Here is a 25,326-nt window from a genome sequence, read left to right as displayed (position 1 = left end):
TGGCAGTGCCAGAGCGGTTTTTTATTATTCACCCTATACTATTTTTATGATAAATATCAATCTTATTATTTATTTAGAATACTTAAAAATAATATATTTGCAAAAAATTTGAGTTTCATGAAAAATGTACTGATCTGTGCTTCCGCCTTGGGAACAATGCTGGTTTCTGCCCAAAAGAAAGACACCATCAAATCCAAAGATATTGAAGAGGTAGTTGTTAACGGAAGATATTATCAGAAATATAAACTGAATGAAGTTTCAGGTTCACTAAGGATCCAGACTCCTATCCTTGAGCTTCCTCAGAATGTACAGTCTGTAAGCGCTCAGGTTCTTGCCGACCAGATAACCCTGAATATGTCTGAAGGCATTGTTCGTAACGTAAGTGGGGCAAGAAAGGTGGAGCATTGGGATAATGTATATTCCAATGTATTTATGAGAGGGGCAAGCATTGCCACTTTTATGAACGGGATGAATGTTTCCTCTACATGGGGGCCTATCAATCCTGATGCTTCTATCATCGACAGAATAGAGTTTGTTAAAGGGCCTGCAGGGTTCATGGGTTCTATGGGAGATCCGGCAGGATTTTATAACGTAGTCACCAAAAAGCCTACCGGAAAGTTTGCCAACACTGTACGCTTCACAACGGGAAGTTATAATCTTTTCAGAGGTGAGGCAGATCTGGATGGAGTTCTAGCAAAAGACGGTGTTTTAGACTACCGTATCAATCTGATGGGAAGCTCCAACAATTCATGGGTGGAAAATGATAAAACAAGCAAAATCATTGTTGCTCCTTCCATTACATTCAGACCTACGAAGACCACTACATTTACAGCGCAGTACAACTATCAGTATTTAAAATTCAGCCAGCCGGGAGCTTACCTGATGTCTAACGACGGATATGCTTCACTGAACGTACATACCAACTTTAATGATCCAAACTTCAAGAAAACTGAAGTAAAAGACCAGAGTTTATTCTTAAGTTTAGACCAGAAGCTTTTCAAAGACTGGGTCTGGAGCACACAATACGCTTATATGGACCTGAATTATGACGGAGGATCATGGTGGGGAACGTTTGATCCGGCCAACAAAAATGTTTTAAACAGAACATTAAGCAACTGGCAGGCAAAAGGAAAAAACCACATTTTCCAGACTTATGTAAGAGGAACCCTTAATACAGGGAATATTGTTCATAAAATAATCGCAGGATTTGATTACGGAGACAGAAAATACAAAGCAGACTTTTCATCTTTTGCAGGAGGGCCATTCCCAATCAACATTTATAATGTAAACTACGGTGTAGATCCTTCCCAACTTCCTTCTTCTGATTTTTATACATTAAACACTTCTGCTCCATTTTATAATGATCAGGGCGTAAAATATACTTCATATTATGCTCAGGATCAGATTGAAATGTTTAATAATAAATTGAGATTAACATTAGCAGGAAGATATACAAGCGGTAAAACTTATTCCGCATATCCTAATCTGAGCCCGGGAACTCCTGTTGTACCTGATACAGCGGGTGAGTTTACCCCAAGAGTTGGAGTGAGTTATTCTATCAATGAAAACTTCTCGGCTTACGGAATCTATGATAAAACTTTCGTACCACAATCCGGAACAGGAATTAATCAAACCAAGATTACAGATCCTTTCAGAGGACAGAATATTGAATTCGGATTGAAGAAAGACTGGTTCGGAGGAAAATGGAATTCCACTTTTGCCGTATATGAAATCAGAAGACAGAATATTCTTGTTGCCGGCAATTCAAATGAAAATGGCGGAGTTGCTTTTCAGGTTCCTACCGGAGAACAGAGAGCAAGAGGTTTTGAAACCGATATCAAAGGAGAGATCATCAAAGGGCTGAACATTATTATCAACTATGCCTATACCGATGCAAAGACCGTTAAAGACACAGATCCTGCGAGAATCGGAATCCAGTCACCGGGAAATGCCAAAAATGTACAAAATACATGGGTAAACTACAGGTTTGACAATGGTCTTATGAAAGGGTTTGGTATTTCAGCCGGATATCAGTATCAGGGAGGAAGACAATCCTGGTATGGAGTAAGTGCGACGAAAGATCAAAGTCTTCCGGATTATTTTGATACCAACTTCGGGGTTTCCTATGTTGCTAAGAAATTTGATGTCAATTTAATGTTGAATAATGTCCTGAACAAAAAACTATACAGCGGATACAGAGGTGATGGAGGCGAATATGCCTGGATCTACAATGCTCCGCGTAACTGGAGATTATCAATAGGATATAAATTTTAAAAAACAAAGGTTAGCCCCTCAGGGGGTTAACTTTTTGCTATGAGAAAAAAGCATCACCATAAAAAGAAAGCTCCTTCTAAAAAGTGGTACGCCAAACTCCATCTGTGGTTTGGCTTATCTGTTGGTCTCATTATATTTATAGTCTCTCTTTCAGGGACTTTGTATATTTTTAAGGATGAAATACAGAACAGCCTTCGGAAAGAAGCTATTTATCTGAAAAAAGAAGATATCGGCACAAAACCTCTGCCAATTACTCTGCTTCGTGAAAAGGTAACGCTGGAACTTAATGAAAAATATCCTGTAAGCGCTGTGGAAATCCCTTTGGATAAAGGTAAATCTTATCAGTTTGAATTCTATGAAAAAAGCAAAAAGGGATGGAACTATTTTCAGCAGGTTCGCATCAATAAACTAGCCTACGTAAACCCTTATACCGGAGAAATTCTTGCCGTTTATAATGAAAAGTATGATGTATTCAATATTCTGAAATACATTCACTGGGGACTGCTGCTCAACTCAGAATGGGGGCCTTACACAGTAGGCATTCCAACGGTTCTGTTCATCATCATGCTGATCACCGGAATTATTTTATGGTGGCCTAAAAATAAAAATGCAAGAAAAGGACGCTTTTGGTTCAATTGGGAACATGTAAAGAACTGGAAACGTAAAAATTATGACCTTCATAATATCCTGGGATTTTATGCATCATTCATTGCTTTGCTTTTGAGTGTCACAGGTATCTATTTTGCGTATCCTTACGTGAAAAATACATTCACATGGGCATTATCCGGCTCTTGGGAACTTCCAAAGGAAAAAGAGAGAAAATCTCCGGATTCTCTGATGACAAAAAATGAAGCTGTGTTTGATCTCGCTGCAGCACAGACCGAAAAACTGTACGCAAAATCATCGAGCTTCAGAATGACATTGAATGGGAAGAACAAAAAAGGAAAAGAGCTTAAGAACCTTCCGGTAACAGTTTATGGACTGGACGGAAGATACAGTGAAAGAAACATCCTGACATTCGACAAATATTCCGGAAAATTACTAGCCAACAAACCTCATCACAACCTCAATACCGCCGAGAAATATTCCAATGCCAATTATGATATCCATACCGGATCCTACTTCGGAATCATCGGAAAAATCATATGGTTTATAGCCGGCCTCACATGTACATCACTCCCTGTCACCGGATTTCTGGTTTGGTGGGGAAAAAGAAAGAAAAAAGGAAAAAAAATATAATGAAAAAAGTGCTTTTATCAGCTGCCTGCTTAGGTACTACTGCTGTTTTTGCCCAGGTAAAAGATACGCTACAGACTAAACATGTGGATGAGGTTGTGATGACGGCCTCCAGAAAAAAGGAAAACATCAAAGAAGTTCCGAGCTCTGTTACCATTGTAGGAGAAAAACAGATTCAATCTCAGCTGACTGTTAACTCAGATATTACAAGCATCCTGCAATATACGGTTCCCAGCTTAGGGACCAATTCAGGACAGACTTCCAACTCCGGGCAGACCTTGAGAGGGCGCCAGGTCCTGGTGCTGATTGACGGGATTCCACAGTCTACTCCGCTTCGTAACGGGGCCAGAGATTTAAGGACAATAGACCCTTCAGCCATCGAAAGAATTGAAGTGATCAAAGGTGCATCTTCTATCTATGGAAACGGTGCCGACGGAGGAATCATCAATTATATTACAAAAAGAAACAAATCTGATAAAAAGATCTCCGGAATTTCACAGATCGGTCTTACAGGACAGCCTTACGGTGGTACTTTAGGAGTAAGAGCCAGCCAGCTTTTGTCCGGAAAGATCAATAAATTCGATTATACCCTTTCATTAGCGTACGAAAGAACAGGGTATACAAAAGATGCAGACGGTGTTTTGATCAGCCCTACCTACAGCATTGCTAAGATGGACAATTATAACGGGTTATTGAAAATTGGCTACGATATCAACGAAAATCAAAGAATTGAAGCCTCTTACATTGGCTATTCTTCAAGATCAGACCTGAATGTAGGTTTAAAAACAGGAAAATACGGCATCACGCCTACCATTGGGGAAGGAATCGGAAAAGGGTTGGAAACAACCCCGCAGGGAACTCCAAAAAACCACAATATCCGAGTGAGCTATGACAATAAGAACCTGTTTGCAGGAACTTCCCTGAATATCAATCTCTATTATCAGGATTTCAAAACCGTCTACGGATATAGTGACACCTTTTTCAATGGCGGACAGTCTAATGTCATTTCAAAGAAAGCCGGCGCACGATTCAATTTTGACACGCAACTTTGGAACTCAGCCAGTTCGCAGGGAGAAATCATCTACGGAGCTGATATTCTGAATGATGAAACCGTACAAAAGCTGGAAGACGGGCGTTTCTGGACTCCCAATATGAACATGACCAATATTGCGCCTTTTGTACTGGCAAAAATTGATCTGTTTAAAAAATTAACCATCAAAGGTGGACTCCGCTACGAAAATATCAAAGTAAATGTAGATGACTTCAACACCCTTTCTACCCTTAAAAGTGACGGAACCTTCACCAAAAGCATTCCCGTCGCCGGCGGAAAGCTGAATTATAATGCACTCGTGGGAAATATTGGTATCCGTTATAATATTGAGCCTTATATCAATCTCTTTGGAAGCTTTTCTCAGGCCTACTCTATCAATGAGCTGGGAAGAATCCTAAGAACCTCAACTTCTGAAACAATCAAAAGCCTGGAAACAAAACCCATCATCGTTAACAATTACGAATTGGGGGCAGCAGGACAGCTTTCCGGCTGGCTTACCTATGAGCTGACTTCTTATGTGAGTACCTCCAAATTGGGAGCTTCATTCGTGCAAAGCCCGGACAGGGCATTGATGATTCAGAGGTCTCCGGAAATTGTGTACGGAGTGGAAGGATTTCTACACTTTAACCCGGCAAACTGGATTCAGTTTGGAGGAAGCTACAGCTGGATGGAAGGAATCACTTCTGTAAAAGATGACGGTGATTATTCTACCAAAATCAACAACAGCAGAATTTCCGCGCCTAAAGTGCTGGCTTACGTGCAGACAAGGCCGATCCCTGCTCTATCTGTAGGACTGGATATGCTTCATTCTTTTAAGCAAAACAGATTCGGGCCCAATGCTAAAACAGGATTATATGCTTACGGTGAAGGATATGTTCCTGAATATACTGTTTTCAATTTCAAATCAAGCTATGAAGTCAATAATAACTGGAGGCTGTCATTAGGTATCGAAAACCTTTTCAACAAAATGTATCAGCCTGCTATTTCCTGGTGGACAGCAAGAGACAGTGACTTTACAAATGCTATTGGAATGCGCGGAACATTCATGATAGAATATAAATTTTAATTAATCCAAATAAAAAGTAAAGTATATCTTTGCTTTACTTTTGCTGCAATATGAAGAAAAAACATCATCATAAAAAGAAACCCGGCTTTTTTAAAAAATGGTCTGCCAAGCTGCATCTCTGGTTCGGTTTGGGAATTGGCTTTCTGATCTTTATCATCTCTATTACCGGAGCATTATATGTTTTTAAAGATGAAGTGGAAAACATAACCCGTAAAGATGTTATCTATCATCATGAACAGAATATCGGACAGAAACAGGTTCTTCCTATCAGAGTAATGGAGAAAGCGGTGGCAGAACAGGTACAAGAAAAATATCCGATCCATTGGGTCAATGTTCCTATCGACAAAAAAATGTCTTACATGTTCTTCTGGTATGAGCATAATACGGATGCCTGGAATTATTTTGATGAGTTTCCTATCTATAAGCAAGCCTATGTAAACCCATACACCGGAAAAGTACTGAGAGTGTATGATGAGAAAAACGGCTTCTTCAATATTGTAAAGATGATCCACTGGAGCTACCTTCTGAAGCAGGACTGGGGAACGTATGTAGTGGGAATTCCTGTTATTATTTTTATCATTATGCTGATTTCAGGAATTATTCTGTGGTGGCCAAAGAACAAAGCAGCCAGAAAGCAGCGTTTTGCCTTTAAATGGAAAAATATTAAAAGCTGGAAACGAAAAAACTATGATCTTCATAACGTACTGGGGTTTTATGCCTCAATTTTTGCTTTAATCTTCTCTATTACAGGACTTTTCTATGCATTTTTCGTGGTTCAGGCCATGATCTATGTAGTATTTTCCGGCGGAGAAACAAAGTATCCTGACTTCTCACATATTAAAACAAAAGCTCCCATTGAGCTGAGAACAGAAGGTACACTGGACAAGATCATCAATACAGTTCAGGCCAAATATCCTGATTCTTACGGTTTTGCTATAGATTTGGGACATCCGCATATGGATGATCATGAGCACCCCAATTTTGAGGTATATGTAAAACACCTTTCTTATTCTTATCATAAAAGCAGCAGCTTAATCTTTGATGAAAACTCAGGAGAACTTCTTCACACCCATGATCCGAAGGATAAAAACTTTGGAGAAAAGGTGGTGAGCGCCAATTATGACATTCATGTAGGCGCTATTTTAGGACTTCCTACCAAAATCATTGCATTTGTTGTAAGTATCATCTGTGCCTCTCTTCCGGTAACCGGATTTATGATCTGGTGGGGAAGAAAAAAGAAAAAAACGGTAAAAACTGTTTAACATATTAAATAAAACGGAGTTATTCGTCTATTAATACAATCTTTTTTATAATTTTAGCCCCTAGAATTTAATAATAGAAATGTCATTAATAGATTTATCAAAACAAGTTGCCCTTGGAGTTGACATCGGCGGAACCAATACTAAATTCGGAATCGTGAACCACCGTGGTGAAGTTCTGGATAAAGGAAATCTGAGAACGGATGCCTATGACAAAGTGGAAGATTTCATCGATGCTTTATATGAACATGTTCATCCTATGATGGAAAAGTACGGTACTGAAGCACATTTCGATGGAATCGGAGTAGGCGCACCGAACGCCAATTATTACAAAGGAACCATAGAGCTCGCTCCTAACCTTCCCTGGAAAGGTGTTATTCCTTTCGCCGAACTGATGAGGGCAAAATTCGGCCTGCCTTGTACGGTGACCAATGACGCGAATGCTGCAGCATTGGGAGAAATGCTTTTCGGAGCCGCAAGAGGAATGAAAGATTTCATCATGATCACTCTGGGAACAGGAGTAGGCAGCGGAATTATTGCTAACGGAAGTTTAATCTATGGACATGACGGATTTGCCGGAGAATTGGGACATACGATTGTAAAACCAGGTGGCAGAAAACACTGGAGTACAGGCTCTGAAGGAAGTCTGGAAGCCTATGCCTCTGCTACGGGAATTACTATTACAGCAAAGAAAATGAGAGCTGAATTTCCGGAATCTATGCTGAACCAATATCCCGAAGATGCCATCAATTCTAAGACAGTCTATGAATGTGCTGTAAAAGATGACCCTATTGCTATTGAGGTTTTCAGGTACACCGGTCAGAAGCTGGGTGAGGCGTTGGCTAATTTTGTTATGTTTTCTTCACCTGAAGCTATTCTTCTGTTTGGAGGAGTAATTAAAGCAGGAGATTTTATATTGAAACCTGCAAAGCTTCATATGGAAAGAAACCTTCTCCCGATTTTCAGAAATAAAGTAAAATTGGTTTTCAGTGAGCTGGACGAGGCAGATGCTGCTATTCTTGGCGCAAGTGCTTTGGTTTGGGAAAAATAACTGAAGTCTTTTTAAATAATTGAGAGCACCCTTGGAGGGTGCTTTTATTTTTCGCACAGATTGTACAAATTTTCGCAGATGATATTGTGTATTCCCTTTTGTTTATTCGTGAAAGTATTCCTATTATTGGTGTTTAAAATTAAAATGGGAGAATATTATTCATCCTAATTGAGATGCTTCGACTCCGCTCAGCATGACACCTCTAATACTATATGCTTTGAAAGACTGTTGATATTATCTCTTTCATCTTAAGCTCTTATATTCATCTATAAAAAGCTTCATAATCGAGCTGAAAATCATTTGTAACATCTATCACTGTAATTTAAGTTTAAGAAGCAAAAATGATGTGCAAATGAAAAAGTTTTTCTTACTTTTGATCATCTTTTTCCGGGTCTGGAAAAAACAATAAAACAATATAATTACCAAAATGGATAACAATAACTTAGAACAGATTACTTTCGGGGGAGGATGCTTCTGGTGTGTAGAAAGCTGTTTCAATATGCTGAAAGGAGTACAGTCTGCCATTTCCGGATATTCGGGAGGGCATAAGGATAATCCTACGTATCAGGAAGTTTGTACAGGAGAAACAGGGCATGCAGAGGTGGTGCAGATTACGTATGATCCTTCCATTATTTCTTACGAACAACTGATGGATGTATTTTTCTTTCTTCATGATCCAACCCAGCTAAACAGACAGGGAAATGATATCGGCACCCAATATCGTTCTGTAATTTATTATAAAGATGATGCTGAGAAAGCTAAAGCTGAACAAGCCATCAAAGTATCTCAGGAGTCAGGAAGATGGGCTGGAACTTATGTAACAGAATTAACAGAGTTTGACAAATTCTGGCCTGCCGAGCAATATCATCAGGGATATTACAATGAGAATCCGACACAGCCTTACTGCAGCGCTGTAGTAGGTCCTAAAATCCAGAAGTTCAAAAAGCATTTCGGAGCACTGGGAATGCTGAACGCGGAGTAAAATCTTATATCCTGTGTTTCGGCCAAAGCCGGATAGAAACCCGTATAAAAATAACAGAAGCGAAGAGAAATCTCTTCGCTTCTTGTTTGCGCAAAAAATAATTGTTTATATGAAAAAACTAATATCCCGGATTCTGTGTAAAATCTTTTGAGGCATCAATGGTTGCCTGCGGTATAGGGAAAATTCTTCGGTAAGGCTGAGAAGCAGGCTTAGCTGTTCCCGGTAAATCAAATTTCCCGAATCTGATCATCGCCTTTCTTCTGTACATTTCCCAATAGAGCTCATATCCTGATTCCCTAAACAGAGTATTGGCATCCAGCGAAGCAATAGCAACGCCTGGCGCATTATTCTTTAGGGCATCATTCGTTCTGCTGGTTCTCAGTTTATTGACATCTGCCAGGGCAGCAGATACATTACCGCTTCTTAAATAAGCTTCTGCTCTCATCATGTAGATGGTTCCCAGTCTGTACAATGGCACATCCATCCCGCTTGTTCCGTTGTTTCCATATCCCGGATCAAATTCAAACTTGAAATTTCTTACCCCTCTGTTGATCTGAGCCTGTGTAAATACAGATTCAGAAGGATTATCAAAATTCAGTTCAGGAGTAAAGTCTGCAGCAAGTGTTGTATTTTTTTCGGTGAATAATTTATACACTTTAATTCTTCCGTCTGCAGTCATGTCAAAGTTACCGTCTGCAAGAATTTTAGGACCATATTGCTGCCCTACCTGAAGACCTCTGTTAAAATGAAACCATGGTTTTCCTGTTCCCTCTACTTTACTGGAAGAGGGTACGCTTATGTCTGTTCCGTCATTTCTGAACCATGTTCCGTCTGCATATTGGTAAGATCTCTGAAAACGCGGATCATCATGATTCCCGTTCCACGAATAATAGAATTCCGGGGTGATGCATGATGCATTGGTTCCTCTGTTATCTGGTGACGGTTTCTGGATTCTTTCCATAGACATGTATGCCAGGTCATTATCTGAAGTTTTATCAGTATTTTTCTTCTGAACAACAGAGAAGATCATTTCCTTACTTGTGTCGTTATTGATATCAAAATTGTGGAAATAGTTAGATTCCAGGCTGAAGTTCGGATTATTGATCAACAAATTGGAATATTCAATTACTTTATCCATATCCGTTCCTGAACCATTCACTGCCGTTTCCAAAAAGTTAAATGATCCTGCAGTTTTATTTTTTAAAACGGCTCTGTTCAGGTACATGTCTGCAAGGAACGCATAGGCTGCCTGTTTGGTAAATCTTCCGGCATGCGTATTCTGGGTCTTAATATATGCCAGATTGGGTATAAGTCCTTCCACTTCCGTAATTAAAGCATCAATGGTAGTTTCTGCTTTTCTGATCTGGATAGGAGCATTAATATTACCCGGGTCCCTGTAAGGAGCCTGTCCGAAAAGATCAATCGTTGTATACGTATAATAGGCCAGTAATCCTTTCGCTTCTGCTAAAAATAAGGCTCTGTTTGTACTATTGCTTTTTTCAATGCTTGAGATGGCGGTTAAAGACTTTGTAATTCCGAAATTAAGGGAATTCCAGGTTGTTTTCACTACGTCACTGCCTGCATCCCAAGAGAACTCATGCATGGCTCTCCATTTTCCTCCGTCGCCCCAGTCGCTTCCCCTTGTGGGCAATAAGGCTTCATCAGTAGAATATTCCTGCAGTGCAAAAACATTTCCATGGTCTACAAAAGTTCCGTCTCCCAGCTGCCCGTAGGCTGCAGCAAGAGCCGCTTCAGGATCTGCCGTTTCAGAGCCCAAGACCTCATCGATCACTTTTTCATCCAGATTGGTACATCCCATTAAAGAAAATACAGCCATGGATAGTATAATTATGTTGATATTTAAGAATTTAGATTTCATGATTTTTTCAATTAAAATTTAACAGTAGCTCCGAAAATAAAAGTCTTTGCGGACGGATACGTGGTATAGTCAATTCCCAGGGACTGGTTTCCGCTCACCTGTTTATTGGTATCCACCAGCGGATCGTAACCTGAATAGCTTGTAAGGGTCACCAGGTTCTGTGCGCTCACATAAAGATTGATACTTCTCAGAAATTTCAACTGACTGGTATCGAAGGTATACCCTAATCTAACATTATTCAATCTGATAAAATCTGACTTTTCAAGATAAAGCGAAGACAGCTGAGGCTGGTTGGTGAAGTTTGCTCCGGACTCATAAAAGTTTTTCAAAACATTTCTGTCTGAAGCTAAGTTATTGATATTTAAATCCAATGCGGTATTGTTTACAAGGTAACCGCCCGTTTGTCCTATCAAGGAGAATGAGAAGTCAAACTTCTTGTATTTCATATAAGAATTAATCCCAAACGTGAAATTCGGAATAGCTCCTTCAAAGATCTTTCTGTCATTCTGATCTATTCTCCCGTCACCATTTACATCTTCATAAATATATTTTCCGTTAGCATCCACTCCCAGATAATTCAGCATGTAAAAAGATCCTGCCTCGTAGCCGTTTTTGTAAATATTGGCCGTTACTCCGGAAAGCCCAGGCCCTGACACTTCCCCTGAATAAATAGCTGAAACCGGAAGATTTTTTACCACATTATTCACTGTAGCACCGTTGACATCAAAGTTCCAGGTGAAATTTTCTGTTTTGATAATCTCTGAACCTAAAGAGAATTCAAACCCTTTATTAACAATCTCTGCGTCAACATTTTTCCAGACTGTGCTTGTAGGGCTTAATGGCCGCGAAGGGATATTCAGAATCGGGTCCTTGGTCACTTTATTGTAATATTCCAGTGATCCGTACAATTTGTTTCTCCAAAGGCTAAAATCTGCTCCAATATTCGTCTGCTCCACTACTTCCCATTTCAGATCCGGATTAGGGGTTCTGTTGATCACAACTCCATTAATAAGGTTTAGATTATCATACAGATAATATCCTCCGGATGGAGACAGTGAAGAACTGGCCTGGGTAATTTTGTTCGGAACTTCCTGGTTACCGGTTTGTCCCCAGCTTCCTCTTACTTTTAATTCATTGATGATTTGAGAGTCTTTCAGGAAATTTTCATTTGAGACCGTCCAGCCTACTGCAACGGAAGGGAAATATCCGTATTTATTGTTTTTCCCGAAACGCGTAGAACCATCAGCTCTCAATGAAGCTGTTAATAAATACTTTTTATCAAAATTATAGTTTACTCTTCCGAAATAGGATTGCAGCTCGTTTTCCTGAGCATATCCTGCTGCCGGAATAAATGCTTCTCCTGAATATCCGGGGTTAATTTCCGGAGAAATTCCCGCTCCCTGGCTGGCAATATTTTTTACTCCGAAATACGTTCCTGTAGTTTTAAATTTCTGGTAAGAGAAGCCTCCCAATAAGCTGAAATTATGCTTATTTAAACTGAGATCATAAGTTAAATAATGTTCCAGTAATACATTGTAAGAATCAAGATTGGCCTGAACATACATCCCTTTCGGGGTTCTGTCTGTAATATTCGGATACATGGTGGTGTTTCTTTCAGACATTGTTTTATCAATTCCCAGGTTAAACTTATAATTCAGTCCCGGCAAGATCCTCAATGTGGCTTCTGTATTCCCCAACACTCTGAAGGTATTGGTTTTGTCGTTGTAAACGCTCAGTAAATATAATGGATTGTAATGAGCATTCATATTGAAGTTGGTAAAATTTCCATTCTGATCATATACGGAACGTGTAGGATTTGCCATTAAAGCATGAATGATCACCTGGCCGTCCGAACCTGCATTGGCTCCGTTCGGTATCCCCGTTTCTTTGATGTCACTTGCTGTAAGGTTGAGCTTGATCTTTAATCTTTTATTATCAAAGAAAGACTCTTCTGCATTCAAACGGGCGGTTGTTCTTTTAAAGCCGCTGTTCAGAATAATCCCATCCTGATCCATATGAGAAATGGAGGCAAAATAATTTCCGGTTTCCGTAGATTTTGAAAAGGAAACTGAGTGGTTGGAAGATACTGCATTTCTGAAAATCTCGTCCTGCCAGTCTGTATTTCCGCCGTGGTCGTATAATTTATTGATTCCTGCTGACCGGTATTCATCCGCGCTCATCAGGTCTAACTTTTTAATAACTGAAGAAAATCCTAAATACGTATCATAGGTAAACAAGGGTTCTCCTTTCTTCCCCCTTTTTGTGGTTACCAAAACGACACCGTTTGATCCTCTTGCTCCATAGATTGCAGCTGCAGAAGCATCTTTCAAAACTGTGATGGATTCGATATCGCTGGTATTCAGGAAATTCAACGGATTCTTGGCCTGAGCATTTCCTAAACCGATATTCGGTGCTGTAGCGCTTACGGCATCATTACTCAAAGGCACCCCATCTACAACGAATAAAGGAGTACTTCCGCTTCGGATGGAACCAATACCTCTGATGGAGACATTCACTCCTGCTCCTGGTTCTCCACTCGACTGAACGATACGCACACCCGCTATTTTTCCCTGCATCAGGTTATCAACAGAAATGTTCATACCTTCTTTGAAGTTTTCAGCTTTTAACTGGCTCACTGCTCCTGTTAAATCTGATTTTTTCTGAGAGCCGTATCCTACGAGGGTCACTTCTTCAATAGATGTAGATCCTTTGTGGGGTTCCAGCTGTACAGAAACCGCAGTACTGGAAATCTTAATCATCTGATTGGCATATCCTTCATAGGAAACAGATAAAGTCTGCCCAATGCTGGCGGAAACTGTAAATTTTCCGGAGGCATCGGTAGAAGCAGTGTCTCCGGTTTCTACAACGGTAACTTTGGCGCCCTCAATGGCGTTCCCTTTCTGATCCGTTATGGTTCCGGAAATGGTTTCGCTGATCTGCGAAAACACAGGGTAGTTTAAAGTAAATTCTTTAGCATCTGCCTGGCTTGTCACCAAAAAAATTAATGCAATAGGAATTAGCTTTTTAAACTTAAAAAAATTAATTTTGTGGTACATATCAATAAGTAAAGTAATTGCAAGACGTTACATTGCTTATGAAAAAGCCGCTGTTGTTCCCGCAACAGTGGTTTTCTTTTCAGGCAACGGTTAGTTTTTATTTCGGCATACAAAGTAAAAGGATCTACCACAAATCTGTTTTAACATAATATTATCTTAAAGTCAACAAAATATAAATATCTCAATTTGAGAGAATATAAAAAGACTAGATATCAAATATTTATGAGCCATTCTTTTTTTAACATTCACAGAATTTTAAAAATTACTTAACATAATATATAAATCAATACTTGTAAAGAGTGACTAATTTCGTCTTTAAAATGTATTGAAAATGAAAAAGGGTATTTTTCTTAGTATCTGTTTATGTTGTTTCCATATGTTCTCTGGACAGTCACTTTTTCCCGATGACGTCAAGATGAATGAAATTCAGGTCATCGGGTCGCACAATTCTTATAAAAAAGCGATTCTCCCAGAAGTATACCGTTTTCTGGCCCAAAAAGATACTCTTAATGCTCTGCCGAAGATTCAGTACGAGCACATCCCTATTCCTGAGCAGCTGGATCTCGGATTGAGAAATCTGGAAATTGACGTATATGCAGACCAAAAAGGAGGAAAATATGCCCATCCTAAAATTCTTGATCTGGTAAAGACCGCTGAATCTTTTGATCCGGAAGGAAAAATGAAAAGACCGGGCTACAAAATAATTCATATTACAGATATTGATTATCAGACATGGTATTACACGTTAGAAGACTGTCTGAAGGATCTAAAAAAGTGGTCAGACCAACATCCTGATCATGATCCTGTTTTTATAACGCTGGAACCTAAAGACGGAAAAGCCAATCAATTTGGAACAGAGCCTGAGCATTATACTTCAAAGCTTTTTGATGACCTTGATGATGAGTTAAAAAAATATCTTGGAAAAGACAAAATAATTACACCGGATGACATCCGCGGTTCTTACAAAACACTGAATGAAGCGGTGGTACATAAAAACTGGCCCAAAGTAAAAGATGTAAAAGGGAAATTCCTTTTTGTAATGGATAACAATGGAGAAAACAGGGATTTGTATGTTAAAGAGCATCCTTCATTAAAAGGGAGGATGATCTTCACAAATTCCGCTCCGGGAACTCCTGAATCTGCAGTTTTATTCATGAATGAACCCAAGAAAGATGCTGTCGCGATTAAAGATCTGGTAAGAAAAGGATACCTTATCCGTACAAGAGCAGATGCAGATACGATGGAAGCACGCAGCGAAGACTATGCAAGGTTTGATAAAGCCAAAGAAAGCGGTGCGCAGATCATTACAACAGATTATTATTATCCAAGCAAATTATTCAAATCCAATTATAAGGTAAGTTTTGAAAACAATACTTATGAAAGAATGAACCCTATAGCAGGAAAATAGTCCTGTTTGCTATTAGATTTATAATTGAGGAGGCTGTCCTATGGGCAGCCTTTCTGTTTTACATGCTGATAATGCTTATATTTCTCACAAATAAGTACACCTATTTTACGTAAACTGTGGGCTTATGAGAAACATTCTCACTTACAATCTTTTAATTTCTTTGCTTTTCAAATCAATTTCAAAATGATCCGCCGGATCTCCGTGGGAAAGCACTGAGAGGATTGTAAAAACAGATTTTATCTGTTGAATCCATGAATCCTGGGTCTGATTTTTTCGGTACAAATTCTCTAATACCTTATACTGATTCAGCCTTTCTTCCGGAATATCTTTTCTGGCAAGCTCATCTGCAGACTGAAATTTATAGAGATCCAGTAACAGATCATTAAAAGACCACTTTCTGAAATCTTCTGACCGGATTCCCTGCGCTTTTAACTGATTTTTATTCTGAGTGAGTAACAGGAGATCTTCCCCATTTAAATTGTTGGTTTTTTTAATAAATTCGGCCGGCCAGTCATCCGGAATCATTCTAAGCCGAACCAGTTCTTTTAAATGAAAGAGCATGAAATCATGATAGGATTGGGTCTTTAGTATATCTTTATTCCAAAGTATTTTGCCAGCACTGCTTTGTAAAGCTTCATATTCCTTTTGGTATAAGGGAAACAATTCATCGAAATGGGGAACTTCATTTAAGACTTCCGTTTGCACTTCCATCTTATCAGGAGATTGTATGGTCAGAATTTTATACGCAGGAAGATAGGCTGCCAGTGACGGAACCTGAATGTTCACTAAAATATGATCTCCTGTCCTTCTGATTCCTGTATCATTAATGTGCATATGGCCTGCAAAATGAATTTGGAGCCCCGCTTCTGCAAATACTTCTGCTACTTCTTCCTGAGGGACACGCTCCATCTGCCATTTTTTCTCCCCTAATAATTTTTTAATATCACGGGTGGCTCCATCATTGAAATCAATCATTGGATAGTGCGTAAAAGCAATCAGGGTTTTATTACTTTTCTTTGCTTCAGCTGCTAATTTTTTTACCCACTGGATTAAATGCTGCTTGTTTGTGAGTACATTATTATAACCAATGCCTGCGCCTTTATAATTGGAAGAATTTTCGGGACTTTCATTACTGTTTTTGGGAATGTAGGTATTTCCGTCTATCGCTATCATCCACACATCTTTCACGGGTTCAACAACATAACTTAAATCGGGAACAAAAAAACCTTTACTGACTTCATACATCCTTTCAGAATAAGCTGCAGCCTGCAATCCTTTTTGGTAGGTATAATTTTCGCAAGAACCCGGATCAAAAGGTGTACTCCAGTACAAATCTTCTTTTTTAGGAGAGAATCCAAAGTCTTTTAATTCATTCAGGATCTCAAGATATCCCGATTCTGCAATATCTTTCGTAATAATCTTATCCATAGGTTTCCCGATATTTTCTTTGCTGTAGATTCCCAGAGGATTTCCATTCTGTCCAAGAAAATCACTTTTTCCGCCATCATTTCTGAATGGGCCTACCGGATCGTGATTTCCTGTTGTCAGATAAAAATTAATTCCATATTTCCGATGGTAATGCTCTAAAATCTTATGCAATCCGCGAAGATTATAGGCCTGCCCGTCATCCGAAAAGTCGCCGGGCATGGCAACAATTTTAATTCCCTTTGCCGCAATATCATCCAGCGCTTTGAGAAAAGCAAAATAGTTTTCGTTAAAAATTCTTGTAGAATGCAATTGAGAATCCATGGTTCTCAGAATAGTAGGCCTGCCCGTTTTAGGATTTATAATTCCTTTAAAATGATGATCTGAAAAACTTCCGTAAAGATCCTGAAAATGAACATCGGAAAGAAATGCAATTTGTACCGGTTTCTGTGCGAAGAAAAATGAAGATACAGAAAAGAAACAGCAGAATAGAGTTGTATTCATCTTAAAATAAGACGAAAATACAGGAATAGAGAAAGAATTGCTTTAATTCAATTTTAAATAATTGTGAAGAAAATTCAATCCTCTTTGTTGAGCTCCGGCCTTTCACCGGAATATTTCCTGATGATATATTCCGTTGCCCTCTTCAATTCTTTTTTATTATCGGGATCTGTTCCGTCCATGGTAAAGAATTCAACCTTCCCATTCACTTTTGAATACCAGGTTTTTCCTATGGAATTTTCAACATTCATGGTATCTTTTCTTGTTATTCTTTTAAAATGCCGTATCTTATGCTCATTCCTGGCCACAACTTCAAATTCAGGTCCTATATAGCTGCTGTCGGTTTCAACAAACTTGTCTCCGTTCCAATACATATAATTCTTAGCCGGACTAATGAAGGACGCTATTCCGAATGTATTTTCCTTCCCCTTTTTATCATCAATTTTATTTGAAAAAACAAGACCTCCTGTAACCAGCAGTACTACGAAAACAAACTCTATGACACCTAATCCGTTTTTTTTTACAAAATCCGGAACATTAAAATTGGAGTTATTCGATATTTTTATAATAATCTGAAAAATTTTCTCCGGTACAGAAATCTCCTCTCCATCTAAAAGAAACCTTACCGATGTGGTACTATCTCCTTCCTTTTCTATTTTTTTCTCAAACGTGTAATTGAAATCCTTAAAACTATTGTAGCCAACATATTGGCTTAGTTTATCAAGACGATCCGGGTTAATATTCACTTCTTTATCATTCTCTAAAAAAGCTTCATAATATCTGATGAAAGTCTTATCTGAAATAATATAATTCAGATGTTCTTCGAAATAAGTCCACAAATAGGATGCAATTCCACTCTTTGTATCTCTCCCGGATTCTTTTTTAGCTTGTTCGAATACTGCCTGAATAAGTAGTTTTCTTTTGGACATAATTAGTTATTAAAAAGCAACTACAAAATAGGTGATTTTCTGCCGTGTCGCATTACGGTTTTCCGTAATCCGTTTCTGTCTATATCTTGTCTATCGATGTCCATGTTTTGTCTACCACTTACCTTTATTTCTTACTCATCTTTGCCTCAACAAAATCAGTGATAAACAAAACATTAGAAAACACATTTACAAAACTGATTTTACAATCGCCAGATAAAACGGAGGAAAACTCCGGGTTGGGAAGCAGATGTTTCTCTTCCGTTTTTGATGGTTCACTTCCCAAAAAAATTAAGAAGCGCTTCGAAATTTTAATCGTGTACAGCCCGGGATAAAATACCCCGGGAGGAGGAAAAACAGTTTCAAACTTCAAAAATTTTAAGGAAATGATTCAAATTATATTGATGCTATTAGGTTTAGCATTCCCAAACGACAATACCAATACGGCAAATGATAACAACTCCACACCTGCCACAACACTTTCTGCAGAAAGTGGTAGTGATACCGGAGGTGAAACAGGAACCACACTTCCACCTAAAAAATAAAAATTTTAACCACTCTTTTTAGAGTGGTTTTTTTTTACTTTAGTAAAATGATACGAAATTTATTATTTTCTCTTTTTTCTTTCTTTCTTATTGTTGCGTGCAAGGAAAGCCCTCAAACCAATCCTAATATAAAAAAAGCAGATAAGTTATATAATGAAGGCGTTAATCTTCTTGAAAAAAATGATGTTGAAGCCTATTTAAAACTTCAGGAAGCTATTAGTTACTATAGCAAAGAAAATGATTTTTCTGATATTTCTAAAAGTTTGATTGTACAGGCAAACGCTCAAAAAAATAGAGGTGATTTTCTAGGCGCAGAATCAACATTAGTTGAAGCCTTAAAAATGATGAAAGAAAATGATGAAAGCCTTTATGCATTATATGATACTATGGGTAATCTGAAATTAAATCAAAATGAATATTCTCAGGCTATTGAATGGTATGATAAAGCTCTTTCTGCTAAAATTGAAGATGGAGAAAAAAGATTAAGTATATTAAATAATAAATCTGTAGCAGAATGTAAATTAGGAAAATATAAACACGCGTTGAACATTTTACAAAAACTTGATTTATCAAAACTTTCAGATATAAATTTAAAAAATAGAATTAAAGACAATATTGAGTACACAAAATGGCTTGATAATAATAATCCAGAAGCAGAAATAAATATAGAAAATATACTAAAACTTAAATTAGAAAATAATGATTTTTGGGGTGCTAATTCAAGCTATTCTCATTTAGCAGAAATTAATAAGAAATTAAATCCTGATAAATCATTGTATTATGCAAAAAAAATGCTTCAAATAGCTGAATTAAACAAAAGCCCTGAGGACAGATTGGAAGCTATTGAAAAAATAATTTATGTTGATCAACCATCAAATACAAATGATCATTTTCAAATATATAAAAGTCTGTCGGACAGCATACAGGCTAGCCGTAATGATTACACCAATAAATTTGCTTTTATAAAGTATGAAAACACAAAAGTAAAGGCAGAAAAGGCAGAAAAAGAAGTTCAATTATTATGGCAGTATTTCCTCTCTGGATTACTTGTTGCCGTATTAATTATTATTATCATTTTATATAAGAAAAGGCAGAAAAAACTTCAACAAGAAAAAGAAATCGAAATAAAGAACACAGAGCTCAAAATATCCAAAAAAGTTCATGACGTAGTAGCCAACGGCATTTATCAGGTAATGACAAAAATAGAAAATCAGGAAAATTTTGATAAAGAAAAAGCGTTGGATGAGCTTGAATTTGTTTACGAAAAATCAAGAGATATTTCTTACGAAAAACCAGAGACAAAAGCGATTATAGAATTTGATGAGAAAATATCCAGTCTCATTGGTTCATTCAAAAACGGTGATGTGAATACTTTTCTCGCCGGAAATGAAAAAAATATATGGCGCGGAATTAATGAATCTGTTAAAGATAATATCTATCAAATCATTCGCGAGCTGCTGGTCAATATGAAGAAACACAGCCGTGCAAGCCTTGTTGCATTTAAATTTGAACGAAATAATAACATGGTAAAAATCCAGTACACAGACAACGGAATTGGTGTTCCTGGAAACTTTTCGTATAAAAATGGTTTGAGAAATACGGTTTCCCGTATTGAAACCATCGCAGGAGAAATTATTTTTGACAACACAATAGAAAAAGGGTTCAGGATTTATATCTCATTCCCAACATCGTAAAAACAAAAAAGAATGTTCAAAAAAATTTTAATAGCTGAAGATCACGAAAGCATCAGTATTTCAGTACAGAAAACATTAGACGACCTTAGCATTTCCAATATGGATTATGCATATTACTGTGATGACGCACTAGCAAAAGTACAAAAGTCTATTCGTGAAAAAGATCTTTACGATTTGTTAATTACCGATCTTTCTTTTGAAGAAGATCACAATATACAAAATCTTAAGGACGGAAAGGAACTGATAAAAGCCATTAAAGAGCTGCAGCCTTCTTTGAAAATAATTGTCTTTTCGGCAGAGCACCGGTCCGGAGTAATTGACAGTCTTTTTAACGAATACGGAATTAATGGTTTTGTCCGGAAAGCCCGTAATGATTCGAAAGAACTGAAAAAAGCCATTGCATCCATTTATGTGGACGAAAATTATCTGTCTCTCGATCTTCAACAGGAAGTAAAGCAACTCAACAATTATGAGTTTTCTAATTATGATATCACTTTAGTTTCTCTTTTATCTCAGGGAGTTTTACAGAAAAACATTCCTATTTATCTGCAAAATAATGATATTAAACCTAACAGCTTAAGCAGTGTGGAAAAAAAACTGAACATCATGAAAGAAAATCTCCGGATCACAAACAACGAGCAGCTTGTTTCTTTTTGTAAGGATTTGGGGATTATTTAAATCCTGCCAGATAGATTTTACAAACCTTTCATTTTTTGAAAGGTTTTTTGTTACGGTTTTCCGTAAGGATTCTATTTTATTGGAGTTTAAATTTGGATCATAAATAAAAAGACGTGTACACAAACAATAATGCACTTTATTACAATCCAGATTAGAGTCAAGTGCAATTAAAATAATTAGAAAACAAATACCATGAAAAAACTACTATTTACCGGGCTATTAGGCTTAGGAATATTATTTCCCTACAATCTTTCAGCTTACAGCACAACAACCATCTACGCAAAAGAGCTTTCCGGCAAAAAGCCCAGAAAAAGTAAAGCCAATAAAAAAAGAAGGTCAAAAAGTTCGTCTTATTCAAGAGCATTTACATCAAGTAAAGGATGTTCTTATAACGGTCATCCATTATATGTCGGGTCCAGGGGAGGATGCTATTATTATTCCGGAAGCAGCAAGCAATATGTAGACAGGTCTTACTGTGCCGGCTGTAATTAATAGGATATTTATAAAAACTTTTGAAATTATTAAGCCAATTACGGGTTTCCGTAAGGTTGTACCCGTTAATAATAGTAATTTTGAATTCAGAAAAGAAGAAACACTAACAACAACCCAATATAATTTTATACAACAGTTCGAAAATAAGGTATCTCAAACGAGATACCTTATTTTATTTTCTTATCATTTCCGTATGCGGAATATCGTCCTCAAGATATTTTTTACCCGTATCTACAAATCCGAATGCGCTGTAAAATCTTAACAGATAATCCTGTGCTGATATTTTTATTTCAGAAGTATGAAAACGGTTTTCAATAGTTTCTATAGCATATTGTATCAGCTGTTTCCCGAGGCTTTTCCCTCTCGCCTGCTCTGTAGTGAGAACTCTTCCGAAAGAAGTTTCATCATACTTTATTCCTTTATCAAATACACGGCAGTAGGCCAGCACCTGACCGGCTTCTTCAGCCCAGATATGAATCGCTTTCTGATCGTAATTATCCAGATCGGGATAAGGACAGTTCTGCTCAATAACGAAAACATCAATACGTGCCTTCAGTACGGCATACAGTTCAGGAACAGTGAACTCATCAAATGTCTTGATTTTCCATACCATATTACTCATCGAAGCTTATATTATTATGCGTTAAAAAATCATTCGTCTTCTGTATAAAATTAAGAATGTGTTCTCCTCCCTCCTTTTTTTCTGCAGAAGTGATATATAATTCAGGAAGATCTTCCCACGTTTTATGAAGCTCAGCTTTATAATCTTCTACGTTTTTCACAACCGCATTAGGCTTCAGTTTATCTGCCTTGGTAAAGACAATGGAAAACGGTATTCCACTTTCCCCGCACCATTGGATAAATTCCAGATCAATTTTCTGCGGAGTATGCCTTACATCTACCAAAACAAAAAGATTAACAAGATTTCTTCTGTTCAGAATATAATTGGTGATCAGCTTTTCAAAATCTTTTCGCTGAACTTTTGAAACTTTTGCATATCCATATCCGGGCAAATCGGTCAGATACCAGTTTTCATTCACCAGAAAATGATTGATCAGCTGTGTTTTTCCAGGAGTTTGGGAGGTCTTTGCCAAATCTTTATGATTCATCATCGCATTAATCAGTGATGACTTTCCTACGTTCGACCTTCCGATAAAAGCATATTCCGGAATATTTGGTTCAGGGCATTCCTGCCACTTTCCGCTACTCTTTACAAACTCTGCTGTTTTGATAATCATTTTTGAATGTATTTTAGAAAAATAAACCATTAAGAAAAGCTCTTAATGGTCATTTGTATGTTTTTAAACTTTATCTTTTATCCAGTTATACAGGATTTCGTTGAATTCATCCGGCTTTTCCATCATTGCTGCATGCCCGCAGTGATCTATCCAGAAAAGATCCGAATTAGGAATAAACTTGTGCATATCTTCTGCCACTTCAGGAGGCGTTACATTATCCTGCTTACCCCAGATCAGGCAGGTAGGTGTCACAATCTTCGGAAGATCGTTCAGCATATTGTGTTTGATGGCGCTTCTGGCCAGCATTACCGTCTTGATTCCTTTCATTCTGTCATTCACTACCGCAAAAACTTCATCTACAAGAGCTTCTGTTGCTACCTTGGGATCATAAAAAACCTCTTCCGTTTTCTTTCTGATATAAGAACGGTCATTCTTTCTCGGAAAGCTGTCTCCGAAAGTTCTTTCATACAATCCGGAGCTTCCTGTAAGAACAAGGTTCTTCACAAGATCCGGTCTTGCCAAAGTTAAAATAAGCCCTACATGACCTCCCATTGAGTTCCCTACAATGCTTACGGGCCCTGAAATATGACTTTCTATAAACTTGATAATATATTTTGCGATAGTGGTAAGATTGGTATTGAGTACCGGCAGATCATAGATCGGCAGCTGAGGAACATATACTTTAAAGCCTCTATCCGAAAAAAAATCTACCATTTTATCGAAATTACTCAAACCACCCATTAACCCGTGCAACAGCACTAATGGATGTCCTTCTCCCGCTTCTACATAGGAATATTTCTTTTCTTTTTTTGTACTAAATATCATAAAACGCCTTAATAAAGCCCTGCAAAAATACAAATTAAACCTCAAAAAAATTTTGATTATCCTAATTTAAGATAAAAATAATATAATCTTACCCTTTTTAACCTTTTTTTTCAAAACCGCTTTATTATGGCCTAAATAACACTTTTAGCAAGTGTCTTCATATCAATATTTTACATTATTGAAATTCAATCTTTAATAAAACTTATTAACATTGAGTCAAAAAGTGGGAAAAAGTGGGAAATTTTGGAAATTATTATATAAATTTGTCCCAAATGAAAAATTTCATTGGGACATATCAGTGTAAAATTGACGACAAAGGCCGCCTGAAAGTTCCTTCATCTTTAATCAAACAGATGGAAAACTTCGACGACAAGGCATTTGTAGTCAAAAGATCTGTGTTCCAACCCTGTCTGGAAGTTTATCCTATGAATGCATGGGACAAACTGATGGGTAAAATTAATAAACTGAACAGGTTCATAAAAAAGAATGCTGATTTCATAAGAATGTTTACGGCAGGAGTAAAAACAGTGGAACTTGATAATGCAGGAAGATTACAGATCTCAAAAGATCTGACGATTTTTGCACATCTTCAAAAAGACATTGTGATTACCAGCGCAGGAGAGCTCTTCGAAATTTGGGATAAAGATGCCTATGAAAAGGTGATCGCTACCAACGAAGCGGATTTTGCCAGCCTTGCCGAAGATGTGATGGGCTCTTTCGATGAAGAATAACTGCAGGTTATTAATAGATTATATAGTAAATAAAAAACACAATTAAGCATGTATCATAACCCCGTTTTGTTGAAGCAGAGTGTTGATGATTTGGTGACGAATCCTGACGGAATATATGTGGACTGCACCTTTGGAGGCGGAGGCCATTCAAGAGAAATCTTGAGCAGACTTTCCGACAAAGGGAGATTGTTCAGTTTTGATCAGGACCTGGATGCACTTAAAAATACAATTGATGATTCCAGATTTACCTTAGTAAATCAGAATTTCAGGTTTCTGGAAAACTCGTTGCTCATGTACGGTGTTGCTCAGGTGGACGGTGTTTTGGCAGATCTTGGTGTTTCTTCGCATCAGTTTGATGAAGCAGACAGAGGTTTTTCTACAAGAAGCAACGCTCCTTTGGATATGAGAATGAATGTAATGCAGAATCTGGATGCCAAAAGAGTGATTAACGAATATGAAGAAAGTGAGCTTGCAGACCTCTTCTACCATTACGGAGAATTAAGAGAAGCAAGAAAGCTGGCAAGAGAAATTGTGCATCACCGAAAAACAAAAAGTATAGACACTACGGAAGATCTGAAAAAATTGTTCAGCTACATTCCGCCCCACAAGGTGAATAAGTTCTATGCTCAGCTTTTTCAGGCCATAAGAATAGAAGTAAACCAGGAACTTGAAGTGTTGAAAGAAATGCTGGTTCAGGCTTATAATGTTTTAAAACCGGAAGGAAGACTAGTCGTTATTTCTTACCACTCTCTGGAAGACCGTTTGGTAAAAAGATTCCTGAAAAACGGAATGTTCGAAGGAGAACCGGAAAGAGATATCTACGGAAATTATAAAAAGGCATTCGAATTGATAAAGAGTAAAGCCATCATTCCTGATGACCAGGAAATAGAAGAAAACTCAAGAGCAAGAAGTGCCAAAATGAGAACAGGAATTAAAGTATAAAATGTGAATGAGTGAATTGTCTATAGTGAATCATTTAACAAAATAAAATTGACCATTGACACGAAGT

At 37.7% G+C, this 25,326-nt stretch carries 20 protein-coding genes; 13 read left to right on the top strand and 7 right to left on the bottom strand.

What is annotated here, in order from left to right; all coding sequences use genetic code 11:
* Positions 1–117 precede the first annotated feature (117 nt).
* The 6 genes from BLW74_RS15060 (at position 118) to msrA (ending at position 8,919) form a co-directional block, all read left to right on the top strand.
* On the top strand, positions 118–2,274 hold the full coding sequence (locus tag BLW74_RS15060; protein ID WP_089693531.1) for a TonB-dependent siderophore receptor: 2,157 nt from the start codon (positions 118–120) through the stop codon (positions 2,272–2,274).
* Positions 2,275–2,313: 39 nt separating this feature from the next.
* Positions 2,314–3,513 (top strand): PepSY-associated TM helix domain-containing protein, encoded by a 1,200-nt coding sequence (locus BLW74_RS15055; protein ID WP_089693529.1) that lies wholly within the window; start codon positions 2,314–2,316, stop codon positions 3,511–3,513.
* Complete coding sequence (locus BLW74_RS15050) at positions 3,513–5,627, top strand: TonB-dependent receptor (RefSeq protein WP_089693616.1); 2,115 nt, start codon at positions 3,513–3,515, stop codon at positions 5,625–5,627. Before BLW74_RS15055 ends, BLW74_RS15050 begins: the two co-directional genes overlap by 1 nt.
* A 50-nt stretch (positions 5,628–5,677) precedes the next feature.
* Positions 5,678–6,889, top strand: a complete 1,212-nt coding sequence (locus tag BLW74_RS15045) for a PepSY-associated TM helix domain-containing protein (protein WP_089693527.1) — start codon at positions 5,678–5,680, stop codon at positions 6,887–6,889.
* A gap of 79 nt (positions 6,890–6,968) precedes the next feature.
* Positions 6,969–7,937 (top strand): ROK family protein, encoded by a 969-nt coding sequence (locus tag BLW74_RS15040; protein ID WP_089693525.1) that lies wholly within the window; start codon positions 6,969–6,971, stop codon positions 7,935–7,937.
* 427 nt (positions 7,938–8,364) lie between these two features.
* Positions 8,365–8,919, top strand: a complete 555-nt coding sequence (gene msrA / locus BLW74_RS15035) for a peptide-methionine (S)-S-oxide reductase MsrA (RefSeq protein ID WP_089693524.1) — start codon at positions 8,365–8,367, stop codon at positions 8,917–8,919.
* Positions 8,920–9,037: 118 nt separating this feature from the next.
* On the opposite strand, the gene BLW74_RS15030 is transcribed toward msrA, so the two are convergent.
* Complete coding sequence (locus BLW74_RS15030; RefSeq protein WP_089693522.1) at positions 9,038–10,798, bottom strand: RagB/SusD family nutrient uptake outer membrane protein; 1,761 nt, start codon at positions 10,796–10,798, stop codon at positions 9,038–9,040.
* A gap of 11 nt (positions 10,799–10,809) precedes the next feature.
* Entirely contained in the window at positions 10,810–13,854 is a 3,045-nt protein-coding gene (locus BLW74_RS15025; protein ID WP_089693520.1) for a SusC/RagA family TonB-linked outer membrane protein, read from the bottom strand.
* 331 nt (positions 13,855–14,185) lie between these two features.
* Between BLW74_RS15025 and BLW74_RS15020 the strand changes: the two genes are divergently transcribed.
* On the top strand, positions 14,186–15,262 hold the full coding sequence (locus tag BLW74_RS15020) for a phosphatidylinositol-specific phospholipase C1-like protein (protein WP_089693519.1): 1,077 nt from the start codon (positions 14,186–14,188) through the stop codon (positions 15,260–15,262).
* 141 nt (positions 15,263–15,403) lie between these two features.
* On the opposite strand, the gene BLW74_RS15015 is transcribed toward BLW74_RS15020, so the two are convergent.
* Positions 15,404–17,191 carry a metallophosphoesterase family protein gene (locus BLW74_RS15015; RefSeq protein WP_089693517.1) on the bottom strand — a complete coding sequence of 596 codons (1,788 nt, stop codon included), beginning with the start codon at positions 17,189–17,191 and terminating at the stop codon, positions 15,404–15,406.
* A 74-nt stretch (positions 17,192–17,265) separates the two neighbouring features.
* A complete protein-coding gene (locus tag BLW74_RS15010) occupies positions 17,266–18,117 on the bottom strand; it encodes a hypothetical protein (protein ID WP_089693515.1) in 852 nt (283 codons plus the stop codon).
* 383 nt (positions 18,118–18,500) lie between these two features.
* On the opposite strand from BLW74_RS15010, the gene BLW74_RS22470 reads away from it, so the two are divergent.
* The 4 genes from BLW74_RS22470 (at position 18,501) to BLW74_RS14990 (ending at position 21,523) form a co-directional block, all read left to right on the top strand.
* Positions 18,501–18,659, top strand: a complete 159-nt coding sequence (locus tag BLW74_RS22470; protein ID WP_167358432.1) for a hypothetical protein — start codon at positions 18,501–18,503, stop codon at positions 18,657–18,659.
* 47 nt (positions 18,660–18,706) lie between these two features.
* Positions 18,707–20,353, top strand: a complete 1,647-nt coding sequence (locus BLW74_RS15000; RefSeq protein ID WP_089693511.1) for a tetratricopeptide repeat-containing sensor histidine kinase — start codon at positions 18,707–18,709, stop codon at positions 20,351–20,353.
* 12 nt (positions 20,354–20,365) lie between these two features.
* Positions 20,366–21,031, top strand: coding sequence for a response regulator (locus BLW74_RS14995; RefSeq protein WP_089693509.1), 666 nt, complete (start codon positions 20,366–20,368; stop codon positions 21,029–21,031).
* Positions 21,032–21,223: 192 nt separating this feature from the next.
* Positions 21,224–21,523, top strand: a complete 300-nt coding sequence (locus tag BLW74_RS14990; protein WP_089693507.1) for a hypothetical protein — start codon at positions 21,224–21,226, stop codon at positions 21,521–21,523.
* A gap of 172 nt (positions 21,524–21,695) precedes the next feature.
* Here BLW74_RS14990 and BLW74_RS14985 read toward each other — a convergent pair whose 3' ends face one another.
* The 3 genes from BLW74_RS14985 to BLW74_RS14975 all read right to left on the bottom strand — a co-directional run bounded on the left by BLW74_RS14985 (position 21,696) and on the right by BLW74_RS14975 (position 23,586).
* On the bottom strand, positions 21,696–22,145 hold the full coding sequence (locus BLW74_RS14985) for a GNAT family N-acetyltransferase (RefSeq protein WP_089693505.1): 450 nt from the start codon (positions 22,143–22,145) through the stop codon (positions 21,696–21,698).
* On the bottom strand, positions 22,138–22,761 hold the full coding sequence (gene yihA / locus BLW74_RS14980; protein WP_089693614.1) for a ribosome biogenesis GTP-binding protein YihA/YsxC: 624 nt from the start codon (positions 22,759–22,761) through the stop codon (positions 22,138–22,140). Before yihA ends, BLW74_RS14985 begins: the two co-directional genes overlap by 8 nt.
* Positions 22,762–22,824: 63 nt before the next feature.
* Positions 22,825–23,586 carry an alpha/beta fold hydrolase gene (locus BLW74_RS14975; RefSeq protein ID WP_089693503.1) on the bottom strand — a complete coding sequence of 254 codons (762 nt, stop codon included), beginning with the start codon at positions 23,584–23,586 and terminating at the stop codon, positions 22,825–22,827.
* 272 nt (positions 23,587–23,858) lie between these two features.
* Between BLW74_RS14975 and mraZ the strand changes: the two genes are divergently transcribed.
* Together mraZ and rsmH are read left to right on the top strand one after the other, a co-directional pair.
* On the top strand, positions 23,859–24,317 hold the full coding sequence (mraZ, locus tag BLW74_RS14970) for a division/cell wall cluster transcriptional repressor MraZ (protein WP_089693501.1): 459 nt from the start codon (positions 23,859–23,861) through the stop codon (positions 24,315–24,317).
* A 48-nt stretch (positions 24,318–24,365) separates the two neighbouring features.
* On the top strand, positions 24,366–25,259 hold the full coding sequence (rsmH, locus tag BLW74_RS14965) for a 16S rRNA (cytosine(1402)-N(4))-methyltransferase RsmH (protein ID WP_089693500.1): 894 nt from the start codon (positions 24,366–24,368) through the stop codon (positions 25,257–25,259).
* Positions 25,260–25,326 lie beyond the last annotated feature (67 nt).

It is taken from the genome of Chryseobacterium culicis, assembly GCF_900108365.1.
GTDB lineage: Bacteria > Bacteroidota > Bacteroidia > Flavobacteriales > Weeksellaceae > Chryseobacterium > Chryseobacterium culicis.
This window is presented reverse-complemented; position numbering and strand designations above follow the sequence as displayed.